Below are 13,568 nucleotides of genomic sequence, written 5' to 3'. Positions count from 1 at the left end.
TGCGCCTCCTGGTCTAGGCAGTTATCGCCTGATCCGCGGAAACGGCAACGCGGGAGTCATCCCCCCGCGCTGCCGTCGGCCGTGGCATACCCTCGACGTTTACGACTTCTTCTGGTCGTCGTTGACTTCTTCGTACTCGGCGTCGACTACGTCCTCTTCCGGTTTGCCGGCGTCTTCGCCGCCTTCACCGCCGCCCTGCTGGGCCGCCTCGGCCTGCTCGGCGTACATCTTCTGGGCCAGGTTGCCGGAGGCTTCGGTCAGCTTGTCCAGCTTGGCCTGGATGTCATCCTTGTCGTCGCCCTTAAGCGCCTCTTCAAGGTCGGTGATGGCGGTTTCGATGGCCTGCTTCTCGTCATCGCTGACCTTGTCACCGGCCTCTTCCAGGGTCTTGCGCGAGGCGTGGACCATACCGTCGGCCTGGTTGCGCAGCGCCACCAGTTCCTCGAACTTCTTGTCCTCGTCGGCGTGAGCTTCGGCGTCACGGACCATCTGCTCGATCTCGTCGTCGGACAGGCCGCTGGAGGCCTTGATCACGATCGACTGCTCCTTGCCGGTAGCCTTGTCCTTGGCCGAGACGTTGAGGATGCCGTTGGCGTCGAGGTCGAAAGCGACCTCGACCTGCGGCACGCCGCGCGGCGCCGGCGGAATATCGGCCAGGTCGAAGCGGCCCAGCGACTTGTTGCCACCCGCCTGCTTGCGCTCGCCCTGCAGCACGTGGATGGTCACGGCGGTCTGGTTGTCATCCGCGGTCGAGAAGGTCTGGGTCTTCTTGGTCGGGATGGTGGTGTTCTTCTCGATCAGCGGGGTCATCACGCCGCCCAGGGTCTCGATGCCGAGCGTCAGCGGGGTGACGTCGAGCAGCAGCACGTCCTTGACGTCGCCGCCCAGCACGCCGCCCTGGATCGCCGCACCCACGGCCACGGCCTCGTCCGGATTGACGTCCTTGCGCGCTTCCTTGCCGAAGAAGTCAGCGACCTTCTTCTGCACCATCGGCATGCGGGTCTGACCACCGACCAGGATCACGTCGTCGATCTCGGAGGCCGACAGGCCGGCGTCGGCCAGGGCAGTCTTGCAAGGCCCCAACGAGCGCTGGATGAGGTCTTCCACCAGCGACTCCAGCTTGGCCCGGGTCACCTTGACGTTGAGGTGCTTGGGACCGGTGTTGTCGGCGGTGATGTAGGGCAGGTTGACGTCGGTCTGCTGGGCGCTGGACAGCTCGATCTTGGCCTTCTCGGCGGCTTCCTTGAGGCGCTGCATGGCCAGGTTGTCGCCGGAGAGGTCGATGCCGCTGTCGGACTTGAACTGATCGACCAGATAGTTGATCAGGTGCATGTCGAAGTCTTCGCCGCCCAGGAAGGTGTCGCCGTTGGTGGCCAGCACTTCGAACTGGGTCTCGCCGTCGACGTCGGCCACTTCGATGATGGAGATATCGAAGGTACCGCCACCCAGGTCATAAACCGCGATGGTCTTGTCGCCGCGGGCCTTGTCCATGCCGTAGGCCAGCGCCGCCGCCGTGGGCTCGTTGATGATGCGCTTGACCTCGAGGCCGGCGATGCGGCCGGCATCCTTGGTGGCCTGGCGCTGGCTGTCGTTGAAGTAGGCCGGCACGGTGATGACCGCCTCGGTGACTTCTTCACCCAGGTAGTCTTCCGCGGTCTTCTTCATCTTCTTCAGCACTTCGGCGCTGACCTGCGGCGGCGCCAGCTTCTTGCCCTTCACTTCCACCCAGGCGTCGCCGTTGTCGGCCTCGGTGATGCCGTAGGGCACCATCTTGATGTCCTTCTGGACGACGTCGTCCTTGAAGCGACGACCGATCAGGCGCTTGATCGCGTACAGGGTGTTCTCGGGGTTGGTGACCGCCTGGCGCTTGGCCGACTGTCCCACCAGAATCTCGCCATCATCGGTGTAGGCGATGATGGAGGGTGTGGTGCGGGTGCCTTCGGCGTTCTCGATCACCTTGGCGCTGTCGCCGTCGAGCACGGCCACACAGGAGTTGGTGGTCCCCAGGTCAATACCGATGATGCGTCCCATAGGAAATCCTCGAAAGTCGTTGCTTGAAATCGTCTCTGCGGCGCTTGCCGCGGGGTTGTCGTCTATCTGGGGGGCAGTGTCCGTTTTTTCAAGTCCTGCCCCCATTTCTGATGTGCTAACTCAACCGGCAGCCTTGCTGACCACCACCATGGCCGGGCGCACCAGGCGTCCGTTAAGCAAGTAGCCCTTCTGCATGACTTCCATCACGCTGTTGGCCTCGAGCTCGGGATTGGGCACCATGGCCATGGCCTCATGGTACTGGGGGTCGAAGGGCTCGCCCTGCGGGTCGACCGCCTCGACGCCGAACTTGCCCAGCACGTCGTGCTGCATCTTCAGGGTCATCGAGACTCCCTCCCAATGGGCCTCGCTGGCCTCCTCGCCCATGGCCTCCAGCGCCTTCTCCAGGCTGTCGACCACCGGCAGCAGCTCCTTGACGAAACGCTCCAGGGCGAACTTGCGCGCCTTCTCGGCCTCCTGCTCGGCGCGCCGGCGCACGTTCTGCGCCTCAGCTGCCGTGCGCAGCACCTGGTCCTTGGCCTCGGCCAGGCTCTCCTCAAGTTCCGCGACCTGGGCGGCCAGCATCTCGGCTTCGGGGTTGTCGCCCGCTTCGGCCGGCTCGACCAGCGCCTCGGCCTCGTCGGCCGCCTTGATTACCTCGTCTTCGAGTTCGCCCTCCACGGGCTGCGGCTCGGCCTCTTCTTCGCGCCTTGCCAGCTCGTCATCCAGCGGGGTCTGGGATTCTTTAGCCATGAACATCTCCTGAAACGGTGAATCGGCCCCACGGGCCGAACAGGATTCGGGTTGGCGATAGCATCGCAATCTGCCGCCTATATGGGGGCCATGGCCAGAAACTCAAGAATAAATGGCCAAGAATCGACATGTGCATTGAGAGAGAGGCTGGTCTACTGTATAAAAACTCTTTGATAGTGTATGGACATACAGCCTATTGTTCAGGTCAGTTGTCGTGACGAACCGTCATGAAGGGCCGTCATAAAGAGCTGTCGAACACCAAGGCGCCGGGAGGAAAGATGCTGACTCAGCTTGCCATTCGTGACTACGCCATCGTCGAACGCCTCGACCTGGAGCTTGCCGGCGGCATGACCGCCATCACTGGCGAGACCGGGGCCGGCAAGTCGATCCTGCTCGGCGCCCTGGGACTGTGCCTGGGCGAGCGCGCCGATGCCGGCAGCATTCGCCATGGCTGCGAGCGTGCCGATCTCAGTGCCCGCTTCGATATCGCCGCACTGCCGGCCGCCCGCGCCTGGCTCGAGGAGCGCGAGCTGCCTACCGACGACTGCCTGCTGCGCCGCGTGGTGCCCGCGGCCGGCCGCTCCAAGGCATGGATCAACGGCCAGCCGGCGACCATCGCCGACCTCAAGGCGCTCGGCGAGCACCTGGTAGAAATCCACGGCCAGCACGCCCATCAGGCACTACTGCGCGAAGAGACACACCTGCGCCTGCTCGACGACTTTGCCGGCCAGCGCACGGAGGTAGCTGAGCTCACCGAGACGTTTCGCAACTGGCAGGCCGCCCGGCGTCGGCTCAAGCGGCTGGCCGAAAGCGGCGACGAATTGCAGGCCCGTCGGCAGCTACTGCGCTATCAGGTCGAGGAGCTGGATAGCCTGGCGCTGGGAGACGACGAGCTGGCGACCCTGGAGCGCGAGCAGGAGCAGTTGGCCCATGCCGAGGAGACCCTGCACGAGGCCCAGTTCGCCGCCGATTGCTGTGACAGCGACGAGGGCGGTGCGCTATCGCTGTTGCACCAGGCGAGCAGCCGCCTCGGCGTGCTGCCTGGCCACGCCCAGGGCGGGCTGGCCGAGGCGCTGAGCATGCTGGGCGAGGCACGCATCCAGATCGAGGAGGCGGCACGGGAGCTGCACCGCTTCGTCGATACCACCGAGCTGGACCCGGAGCAGCTGGCCTGGGTCGAGTCGCGGCTGAGCGAAGTCCACCGCATCGCTCGCAAGCATCACGTCATGCCGGAAGAGCTGCCCAGCCTGCACAGCCAACTACAGGCGGAGCTGGAAGGCCTGAATGGAGGTGAGCACGACCTGGAAGCGCTGCGCGCCGATGTGGAGGCCCTGCGCGACGCCTGGCGGCAGCGGGCCCGCAGCGTCAGCGAGACAAGGCAGCGGGCAGCGACCCGGTTCGGCAAGGCTGTCCAGGAGCAACTGGCCTTCCTGGCTATGGGCAAGGCGCGCTTCGAAATCGAGGTACAAGCCCGCGAGGCACCAGCCGCCGATGGCCTGGAAGGCATCCGCTTCCTGATCAGTGCCAACCCCGGTCAGCCACCCCGGCCGTTGTCCAAGGTGGCCTCCGGCGGCGAGCTGTCACGCATCAGCCTGGCGATCCAGGTAGTAGCGGCACGCCACTCGACCATTCCCAGCCTGATATTCGACGAGGTGGATGTCGGCGTGTCGGGCGCCACCGCCGAAATTGTCGGCCAGTTGCTGCGGCGGCTCGGCACCGACGGACAGGTAATGACCGTGACCCACCTGCCGCAGGTGGCGGCCCAGGCCCACCACCACCTGCATATCGAGAAGCAGGCATGGCGCAACACCACACAGACTCGCATGGCACTACTCGACGAGGCCGGGCGGGTCAGCGAGCTGGCTCGCATGCTGGGCGGGGTCAACCTCTCCGATCGAACCCTGGCCCACGCCCGGGAGATGCTCGACGCCAGCCAGCAGAGTGCACACCACTAGCCCATTCACCACCACAAACGACAGCGACCCCGCACTTTTCGGAGCGGGGTCGCTGTCGGGTCTGGGTCGGCGAACCACTCCAACGGATTAGACGGAGCCGCGGGGTTTCACGTAGAGCACCAGGGCGTGATCGACGAGTTCAAAGCCATGCTCTTCGGCGATCTCTCGCTGACGACGCTCGATGGTATCGTCGAAGAATTCAATGATTTCGCCGCTGTCCAGGCACACCATGTGGTCGTGGTGCTCCTCCTGGGAAATCTCGAAGACGGCGTGGCCACCATCGAAATTGTGGCGAATCACCAAACCGGCCGTCTCGAACTGGGTCAGCACGCGATAGACGGTGGCCAGGCCCACGTCTTCTCCGGCATCCAGCAGCGACTTGTACACATCCTCGGCGCTCAGGTGGTGCTGGCCCGTGGCATTCTCGAGAATCTGCAGGATCTTCACGCGGGGCAAGGTGACCTTGAGGCCCGCCTTGCGCAGTTCATGGTTCTGGTCGGCCATGTTAGCTCTTCGCAGTATCAGGTAGGGTCGGGTATGATCGACCGAATCCACGATAGTGAAGAACGGACCCAAATGCAAAAGCTGATCAATACCGCTACCCTTATCCTCGCCCTGACCCTGGTCAGCGGCTGTGTGTACAAGCGCGACCTGACCCAGGGCAATTACATTACCGAGGGCATGGTCGAACAGCTGCAGCCCGGCATGAACCGTAACCAGGTCGTGGGGGTCATGGGCCGCCCGCTGCTGGAAGCGCCCTTCGACGCCAACCAGTGGGACTACATCTTCCGGCTCGACGAGGCCTATGGCGGCGTCCAGCAGCGTCGCGTGACGCTGACCTTCGACGGGGATCGGCTGGTCGACGTCCAACGGCGTGGCGACTTCTCCGAGGACATCCAGCTTCGTGCCCAGGATGGCGCAGGCCCTGCCGTCGAAGGCGCCAACCCCATGGACGCGATGCCGGAGACCCAGCCACAAACCACGCCTCGCTCCGCGCCTGAAGCGGGCGGCACCCTGCCGCAGGGCGGCGAGCCGGCTTCGACCGAGCTGCTGGAGCCCTAGGAGCCCTAGGCGAATCACGGACACCGGTCTGAGAGAAAAACCAGAAGGCGTTACTGCCGGGTGCGCGCCGCACGCTCGGCACGCGCCGCCTTGGGGTCGATCACGAGCGGACGGTAGACCTCGACCCGGTCGCCTTCCCGCAGCGCCTGAGCGTCGGGGTCGCGTACCGGCTTGCCGAAGATGCCCAGGTCGGCCCGGCCGAAGGTTTCGGGCGTCACCTCCGGGAATAGCCTTGCCAGCTCGGCCTGGACCACGGCCTGGCGCACCGTGGTCCCCTCGGCCACCGTCAAGGCAACGATGCGTTGCCTATCGGGCAGCGCAAAGGCCACCTCGACGTGGAGACACCCTTCGAGACGCCCATCACTAGCGGCCATAGACGTCATCGGCCCGGTGCGTGAAGGAGTCCACCAACTGCCCGGCCACCTGCTGGAACAGCTTGCCGAACGCCATGCCGAGCAGGCGGTTGGCGAATTCGAACTCCATCTCCAGGCAGACCTTGCAGGTGCCCTCACCCACGGGAATGAACAACCAGCGGCCGCGCAGGCGCCTGAAGGGGCCGCTCACCAGCGACATCTCGATGCGCTCCGGCTCGATCAGGTCGTTGCGGGTCATGATGCTCTGCTCGATGCCGGCCCGCCCCAGAGTCATCTCGCCGATCAGGTGTGACTCGTCTCGTTCGACCAGCCGCGCCCGTCGGCACCCGGGCAGAAACTCCGGGTAGCGCTCGAAATCGTTGACCAGGTCGAACATGTCCTGAGGGGTGTGCCGCACCAGGGCGGAACGATTGACCGATGGCATGGAGCTCTCCGCTGACTTCACAGTGCCCAAGGCGTATCATGAGCGGTTATTTCACGCCTTGAATGGTATCACGCTTCCCCCCATATCGAAGGGAGCTCGCCAAAGGCCGAACACGATACGAGGTACCATGGCCAACAAGAAAGCCAAGGGCAAGGGCCCAGGCAGCAGCACCATCGCCCAGAACAAGAAGGCGCGTTTCGAGTATCACATCGACGAGACCTTCGAGGCCGGCCTGGTGCTGGCCGGCTGGGAAGTGAAGAGCCTGCGCGCCGGCAAGGCCCAGCTCACCGACACCTACATCCTGATCAAGGATGCCGAAGCGTGGCTGCTCGGCTGTCACATCATGCCACTCAACACCACCAGCACCCATGTGCTCGCCGACCCCACGCGCACCCGCAAGCTGCTGCTGCACCGCAAGGAGATCGCCAAGATCTTCTCGCGCTCCCAGGAGAAGGGGCACACCTGCGTGCCGCTGAAGCTCTACTGGAAGGGCAACAAGGTGAAGTGCGAGCTGGCCCTGGTGACCGGCAAGAAGCTCCACGACAAGCGCGCCACCGAGAAGGATCGGGACTGGCAGCGCCAGAAGGGCCGCATCATGCGGGAACAGACCAAGGCCTGACGGGTTCGCAGGCTGCGTGAACCGATTGAACCCAGCCAGCAAACAGGTGTCACACTACTGCCCATGCTGATATGATGGGCCTGCTACGGGGGCGACATGGCTTCGACGCTGGTGACAACCTCCTAGGTGCATGCCGAGAGCGTGATGTATCTCGTAAATCCAACATCACGACTAAATAGTCGCAAACGACGACAACTACGCTCAGGGCGCGCTGGCAGCTTAATAGCTGTTAGCTTCTAGCCCGGCCCCGAAGCGATGTGCCCATTCATTGCGGACGGGATATGAGCTAAAAATGATGGGATCGCGGTTGACGGCGTCCTCACGTCAATCGCTAAACCTTTGAGGAATCGCGTTGCTGGATCCTGCCCGTTGGAGCCAGCCGCGTTAAATCAAAAAACGGACCTAAGCATGTAGAGCCGAAGAGCGAGTGCCGGCGGACGCGGGTTCGATCCCCGCCGCCTCCACCAAACCAAGGTTTCAGGAGGTTCCACAACACTTCAGAAACCGCATGAACAGGGGCCTCCGGGCCCCTTTCTTGTGTCTGGACATTTCACAACATTCCTTGACATGCCCCCTCGTATTATTCCAGTGAGTTAGGTGATATCCCGGGAACGTGAACGCGGCTTCCGGAAAAGACGCCGAAATCGGTCACGATGAAGCGGAATGGCAGGTCACGATGACGCGGAATACGCACCATGTCTGAAAGTGGTGCCCCCCCCCAAGGGTGAGCTCCAGTATTGGAAGGGTCGACTCACGTCCTGCGCCCCCTGCTTTGGTCGAGTATTCGCCATGAAAATTGCTTGATACCGGGGGCCCGGCGCGCCATCATCGCGCCCAGCGCGTGAGCGAGACCGGGGTGGCATCGGGTCCGGGCAAATCAGGTTGGCCCACGTTCCGATAAGACCCTATATTTGAAAGACATTTCCTGACCTGGATTCGAGAGCCAATGAGCAAAGTCCTGATTATCGGCGCCGGTGGCGTCGGTGGCGTGGTTACCCACAAGTGTGCACAGCATCCCGAGGTCTTCTCGGAGATCTGCCTGGCCAGTCGCAATGAAGACAAGTGTCGCGCCATAGCGGCCCAGCTGGATCGCCAGATCCAGACCGCCCAGGTGGACGCCGACAACGTCGAGGCACTGGTTACCCTGATCGAGTCATTCAAGCCCGACTTGCTGATTCACGTGGCGCTGCCCTACCAGGACCTGACCATCATGGAGGCTTGCCTGCGCACCGGCGTGCCCTACCTGGACACCGCCAACTACGAGCACCCGGACGAGGCCAAGTTCGAGTACAAGGAGCAGTGGGCCTTCCAGGAGCGCTACGCCAAGGCCGGCGTCATGGCCACCTTGGGCTGCGGCTTCGACCCGGGCATGACCAACATCTACTGCGCCTACGCCCAGAAGAACCTATTCGACGAGATCCACCAGATCGACATCCTGGACGCTAACGGCGGCGATCACGGCTACCCGTTCGCTACCAACTTCAATCCGGAGATCAACATTCGCGAGATCACCGCGAATGGCCGCTACTGGGAAAAGGGTGAGTGGGTGGAGACCCCGCCGCTGGCCGAGAAGCGCAAGTTCGACTTCGACGGCATCGGTGAGAAGGACATCTACCTGCTTTACCACGAGGAGCTCGAGTCGCTCAGCCAGAACATCAAGGGGCTGGAGCGGATTCGCTTCTGGATGACCTTCTCAGAGAAATACATCACCCACCTGAATGTGCTCGAGAACGTCGGCATGACCAGCATCGAGCCGATCGAGTTCGAGGGCAAGCAGATCACGCCGCTGCAGTTCCTCAAGGCGGTACTGCCCGACCCGGCGTCGCTCGGCCCGCGCACCAAGGGCAAGACCAACATCGGCGTGATCCTCGACGGCATCAAGGACGGCAAGCGGCGCAAGGTACATATCTACAACATCTGCGACCACGAAGCCTGCTACCGGGAAGTCCAGTCCCAGGCGATCTCCTATACCACCGGCGTGCCCGCCGTCACCGGCGCCATGCTGATGCTCGAGGGCCTCTGGAAGGGTAACGGCGTGTTCAACGTCGAGCAGCTGGACCCGGACCCCTTCATGGAACGCATCGGCGAGATGGGCCTGCCCTGGCAGGTGGTCGAGCTGGACCCCGAAGCCGACCCGCTGGCCTGATCGCGCATGGCATCGCAGAACATGGAAACGCCGGTCTATCCCTTTGATGTTCAGGCCTGCCCGTCGCCCGCCTACGTGGTCGACGACGCCCTGCTACGCAAGAACCTGGTCCTGCTCAAGCAGGTCCAGGAGGCGAGCGGTGCGCGTATCCTGCTGGCCCTGAAGGGCTTCGCCATGTGGGATACCTTCGCCATGGCCCGGGAGTACCTGGTGGGCACCACCGCCAGCGGCCAGGACGAGGCTCGCCTCGGCGCCGAGACCTTCGGCGGCGAAGTGCACTGCTACTCGCCGGCCTTCACCGAGGAGGAGATGCAGGTGGTGCTGCGCTATGCGGACCACCTCAGCTTCAACTCGCCGGGCCAGTGGCGGCGCTTCCGCGATACCGTCGCGGCCGCACCCCGCCGGGTCTCCTGCGGCATGCGGGTCAACCCGGAACACTCCACCGGCGCGGTACCGCTCTACGACCCCTGCGCGCCGGGCTCACGGCTCGGCACCCGGGCCGCGGACCTGTCGCCTGCGGATCTCCAAGGCCTCGAGGGGTTGCACTTCCACACCCTTTGCGAGCAGAACAGCGACGCCCTGGAGGAGACCCTGGCCGCCTTCGAGGCCAAGTTCGGCCAGTACCTGGCTAGCCTTGCGTGGGTCAATTTCGGCGGTGGTCACCATATCACCCGCGAGGACTACGACGTCGAGCGGCTGGTGCAGGTGATCCGCGACTTCAAGGCGCGCCATCCGCACCTGACGGTCTACCTGGAGCCCGGCGAAGCCATCGCGCTCAACACCGGCTATCTGGTCTGCTCGGTGCTGGATATCGTCGAGAATGACGGCCCCATCGCCATCCTCGACACCTCCGCTACCGCGCATATGCCCGATGTGCTGGAGATGCCCTACCGGCCGCAGATCATCGGTGCCGGTGAGTCCGATGAGAAGGCCCACCTATATCGCCTGGGTGGCCTGACCTGTCTCGCCGGCGATGTCATCGGCGACTACAGCTTCGATGCCCCGCTGGCCATCGGCGACCGCCTGGTGTTCACCGACATGGCCCACTACACCATGGTCAAGACCACCACTTTCAACGGCATGCGGCTGCCCTCGATCTGCCGCATCGACGAGGCGAGCCGCGAGTTGCGCACGGTCAAGAGATTCGGCTACGAGGACTACAAGCAGCGCCTGAGCTAGGTGCCTTTCGGCTTCGGTCGCTGCGCAACAGGCACCTGACGGGTATCTGTTGCGTTTCTGCACCGCTGTTTTTCTCCTCGCCCCACCCCTCTTTTACCCAGCTCTGATTTCGCGCATGGTAGGAGCAGCGATATCACCAGCCAGGGAGAGCAGCGATGACCACCGTTTTCAAGTTCGGCGGCGCCTCGGTCAAGGATGCCGACGCCATACGCCACCTGACGCCTCTCATCGAGGCCCACAAGGAGCGGCCACTGGTGGTAGTGATCTCCGCCATGGGCAAGACGACCAATGCCCTCGAGGCACTGCTGGCCGACGCCCGTGACGACAGCCGCGGCGAGGACTACCGTGAGCGCTTCGCGTCGCTCAAGGCCAGCCATCGGGAGGTGGCAGACGCGCTCTTCGGTGACGACGCCGACTCGTTGAAGGCACGCCTCGACACCCTGTTCGACGAGCTGGACGAACAGCATCGGCGCCATCGCGACAGCCCCTACCCGGAGCACTACGACCAGACGGTCTGCTATGGGGAGCTGCTATCCACCACCCTGGTTGCCGAGTGGCTGAACCGCCAGGGCGTGGAAACGGAGTGGCTCGATGCCCGCGAGCTGATCATCACCGACGGCCAGCACCAGAACGCCAACCTGGACTGGTCAGCCACCACGGATGCCATCCGCAAACGAGCGGGGGGTGACGACCGGGTACTATTGACCCAGGGCTTCATCGGCGGCACCCCTGGTGGCGTCTCCACCACCCTCGGCCGGGAAGGCTCGGATTTCAGCGCGGCGATCTTCGCCCACTGCCTCGACGCCGCGGAGGTGGTGATCTGGAAGGACGTGCCGGGGCTGTTCAACGCCGACCCCCGGCGCTTCGACAACGCCGTGCAGCTGAAACGGCTCTCCTACGCCGAGACCATCGAACTCGCCTGGCACGGGGCCAAGGTCATCCACCCCAAGACCCTGGGGCCGCTGAAGCAGAAGGCGATTCCGCTGACGGTACGCTCCTTCGAGACACCGGAGGCGCCCCCCAGCGTCATCGACGCGGATACCCGGTTCGATGCCGAGCACCCCTCCTGCATCCTGCGCGACGACCAGGTTTTGCTCGAGGTGAAGCCGAAGGACTTCTCCTTCATGGACGAGCCGCGCCAGCACGACATCCTCGGCCGGCTTGTAGAGAATGGCGTTCATGCCAACCTGATCGACGGCGGCGCCATGCAGATCACGCTCTGCTGCGACAACAAGCCCGAGCGGCTGGAGTCCCTGATCGAATCTCTGAAAGACGATTACGAAGTCACTCGGCAGGACGAACTGACGCTGCTCACCGTGCGCTACCCTTGCCAAGGCATGCTGGATGCCCTGAGCGAAGGCCGCGAAACCCTCGCTGAGCGCCGTAATGCCACAACCACCCAGCGACTGTTCCGCACCGAGGAGTGCCCCGAGACCTGGCATCTCCCCGACTGAGCGAGGCTCGGAATGGTTGCCCAGCCTGCCATTGGAAGGCCGCGACCCCGGTGGCATCAAAACCGGGGCGATTCATCGCCCCGGCGTTCATTGTATTCGCCCTATGACTGGCTTACCGCATCAAGCTGCTTCGCGCTTGGCGTCGCTCGCCGCCTGCATCGCCAGGGCGGTATCCAGCATGCGGTTGGAAAAGCCCCACTCGTTGTCGTACCAGGCCATTACCTTGACCAGGCGCCCATTCACCCGGGTGTGGTTGGCGTCGAAGGTGGAGGAGTGGGCGTCGTGGTTGAAGTCGATGGAGACCAGCGGCTGTGTGTTCACCGCCAGCACCGGTGAGGCCTCCGCCGCCTTGGCGACGATGGCGTTGATCTCTTCCTTGGTGGTGTCACGGCCGGCGGTGAATACCAGGTCCACCAGCGAGACGTTGATCACCGGCACGCGCACCGCCAGGCCATCGAACTTGCCAGCAAGCTCGGGCAGCACCAGGCCCACGGCGGCGGCGGCACCGGTCTTGGTGGGGATCATCGAGTGGGTGGCGCTGCGAGCCCGGTAGGGGTCGCTGTGATAGACGTCGGAGAGGTTCTGGTCATTGGTGTAGGCGTGCACCGTGGTCATCAGTCCGTTCTCGATGCCCACCGACTCGTTGAGCGCCTGGGCGATCGGGGCCAGGCAGTTGGTGGTGCAGGAAGCGTTGGAGACCACCTTGTGCTCGGGCTTGAGCACGTCCTCGTTGACGCCGAAGACGATGGTGGCATCGGCATCGGGACTCGGCGCCGAGATCAGCACGCGGCCGGCTCCGGCGGCCAGGTGCATCGCCGCCGCCTCACGCTTGGTGAACAGGCCGGTGCACTCCATCACCAGGTCGACCCCAAGGGCTTTCCAGGGCAAGGCCGACGGATCGCGCTCAGACAGGATGGCAATGCGATCACCATCCACGGCCAGGCTCTCCTCGTCGTGCTCCACGGAGAAGGGGAAATGACCATGCACGGTGTCGTGACGCAGCAGGTGGGCGTTGAGGGCGGGCGCCCCCAAGTCGTTGATGGCGACCACCTGAACGCGGTTGCGATAGCCGTTTTCAAAGAGCGCGCGAAGCACGTTCCGACCGATACGACCGAAACCGTTGATAGCAATCTTGAGTGTCATGGCATCTTCCTCCCGGGAGTGGGCAGCATTTTTTTAATGTGGTGCAATTATGGCTGAGTCTCAAGTTTTTTTGGTAATATTACAACAAATTTTGCGCAACCTTCCTCTCCCGCCTCTTCATCGCGCCGCAACATATGCATATTACTCAGTCAGACTCGGCTCTGACCGGCGCAAACGGGGGATCTCCGCCGAGGAAGAATTCTGTAGTAATATTACGTCTTCGCCGCTAAGGTAGTGGCATCCCAAGAAATCACCCGGCTGCCGCCAATAGGAGGACTCTCCATGCCTCACTACCAACCTCGCCTTCCCCTTCGTCGCACCAAGATCGTCGCCACCCTGGGGCCGGCCAGCGACCGCATGGGTGTTCTTGAGGCCATGATCGAGGCCGGTGTCGATGTGGTACGCCTCAACTTCTCCCACGGTTCGCCGGA

Annotated in this window: 13 protein-coding genes and 1 other RNA gene; 8 read left to right on the top strand and 6 right to left on the bottom strand. The window is 63.6% G+C overall.

The annotated features are described in order from the left end of the window. Positions 1-99 precede the first annotated feature (99 nt). Together dnaK and grpE are read right to left on the bottom strand one after the other, a co-directional pair. Positions 100-2,031: a molecular chaperone DnaK gene (dnaK, locus tag DU490_RS12085; protein ID WP_114574542.1), complete on the bottom strand. Its 1,932-nt coding sequence runs from the start codon at positions 2,029-2,031 to the stop codon at positions 100-102. Between the two features lie 120 nt (positions 2,032-2,151). Continuing rightward, entirely contained in the window at positions 2,152-2,781 is a 630-nt protein-coding gene (grpE, locus tag DU490_RS12080; RefSeq protein WP_114574541.1) for a nucleotide exchange factor GrpE, read from the bottom strand. A 278-nt stretch (positions 2,782-3,059) separates the two neighbouring features. On the opposite strand from grpE, the gene recN reads away from it, so the two are divergent. Continuing rightward, positions 3,060-4,736 carry a DNA repair protein RecN gene (gene recN / locus DU490_RS12075; protein ID WP_114574540.1) on the top strand — a complete coding sequence of 559 codons (1,677 nt, stop codon included), beginning with the start codon at positions 3,060-3,062 and terminating at the stop codon, positions 4,734-4,736. Between the two features lie 87 nt (positions 4,737-4,823). Here the strand turns inward: recN and fur are convergent, their stop codons facing one another. Further along, positions 4,824-5,240 carry a ferric iron uptake transcriptional regulator gene (gene fur, locus DU490_RS12070; RefSeq protein ID WP_114574539.1) on the bottom strand — a complete coding sequence of 139 codons (417 nt, stop codon included), beginning with the start codon at positions 5,238-5,240 and terminating at the stop codon, positions 4,824-4,826. Positions 5,241-5,312: 72 nt separating this feature from the next. Between fur and DU490_RS12065 the strand changes: the two genes are divergently transcribed. Beyond that, positions 5,313-5,798 carry an outer membrane protein assembly factor BamE gene (locus tag DU490_RS12065; protein WP_114574587.1) on the top strand — a complete coding sequence of 162 codons (486 nt, stop codon included), beginning with the start codon at positions 5,313-5,315 and terminating at the stop codon, positions 5,796-5,798. Between the two features lie 50 nt (positions 5,799-5,848). Here DU490_RS12065 and DU490_RS12060 read toward each other — a convergent pair whose 3' ends face one another. Together DU490_RS12060 and DU490_RS12055 are read right to left on the bottom strand one after the other, a co-directional pair. After that, positions 5,849-6,172 carry an RnfH family protein gene (locus tag DU490_RS12060; protein ID WP_114574538.1) on the bottom strand — a complete coding sequence of 108 codons (324 nt, stop codon included), beginning with the start codon at positions 6,170-6,172 and terminating at the stop codon, positions 5,849-5,851. After that, entirely contained in the window at positions 6,162-6,596 is a 435-nt protein-coding gene (locus DU490_RS12055) for a type II toxin-antitoxin system RatA family toxin (protein WP_114574537.1), read from the bottom strand. The genes DU490_RS12060 and DU490_RS12055 overlap by 11 nt, the downstream gene beginning before the upstream one ends. A 127-nt stretch (positions 6,597-6,723) precedes the next feature. On the opposite strand from DU490_RS12055, the gene smpB reads away from it, so the two are divergent. The 5 genes from smpB to DU490_RS12030 all read left to right on the top strand — a co-directional run bounded on the left by smpB (position 6,724) and on the right by DU490_RS12030 (position 11,994). Further along, positions 6,724-7,215: an SsrA-binding protein SmpB gene (gene smpB / locus DU490_RS12050; RefSeq protein WP_114574536.1), complete on the top strand. Its 492-nt coding sequence runs from the start codon at positions 6,724-6,726 to the stop codon at positions 7,213-7,215. Between the two features lie 87 nt (positions 7,216-7,302). Next, positions 7,303-7,682: a transfer-messenger RNA gene (ssrA, locus tag DU490_RS12045) on the top strand. Positions 7,683-8,161: 479 nt separating this feature from the next. Further along, entirely contained in the window at positions 8,162-9,361 is a 1,200-nt protein-coding gene (locus DU490_RS12040) for a saccharopine dehydrogenase family protein (protein WP_114574535.1), read from the top strand. Between the two features lie 6 nt (positions 9,362-9,367). Then, positions 9,368-10,540, top strand: a complete 1,173-nt coding sequence (gene nspC / locus DU490_RS12035; RefSeq protein ID WP_258801650.1) for a carboxynorspermidine decarboxylase — start codon at positions 9,368-9,370, stop codon at positions 10,538-10,540. Positions 10,541-10,695: 155 nt separating this feature from the next. After that, positions 10,696-11,994, top strand: a complete 1,299-nt coding sequence (locus DU490_RS12030) for an aspartate kinase (protein ID WP_114574534.1) — start codon at positions 10,696-10,698, stop codon at positions 11,992-11,994. Between the two features lie 120 nt (positions 11,995-12,114). Here the strand turns inward: DU490_RS12030 and gap are convergent, their stop codons facing one another. Beyond that, positions 12,115-13,137, bottom strand: coding sequence for a type I glyceraldehyde-3-phosphate dehydrogenase (gap, locus tag DU490_RS12025; protein ID WP_114574533.1), 1,023 nt, complete (start codon positions 13,135-13,137; stop codon positions 12,115-12,117). A 282-nt stretch (positions 13,138-13,419) separates the two neighbouring features. Between gap and DU490_RS12020 the strand changes: the two genes are divergently transcribed. Next, positions 13,420-13,568, top strand: a 149-nt coding sequence (locus DU490_RS12020) for a pyruvate kinase (RefSeq protein WP_147270460.1), incomplete at its 3' end; no start/stop codon positions are given.

Origin of the sequence: Halomonas sp. DQ26W (genome assembly GCF_003339685.1) — a bacterium.
Lineage (GTDB): Bacteria > Pseudomonadota > Gammaproteobacteria > Pseudomonadales > Halomonadaceae > Halomonas.
Note: the sequence above shows the minus strand (reverse complement) of the source record. Positions and strands in the feature narration are given on the sequence as shown.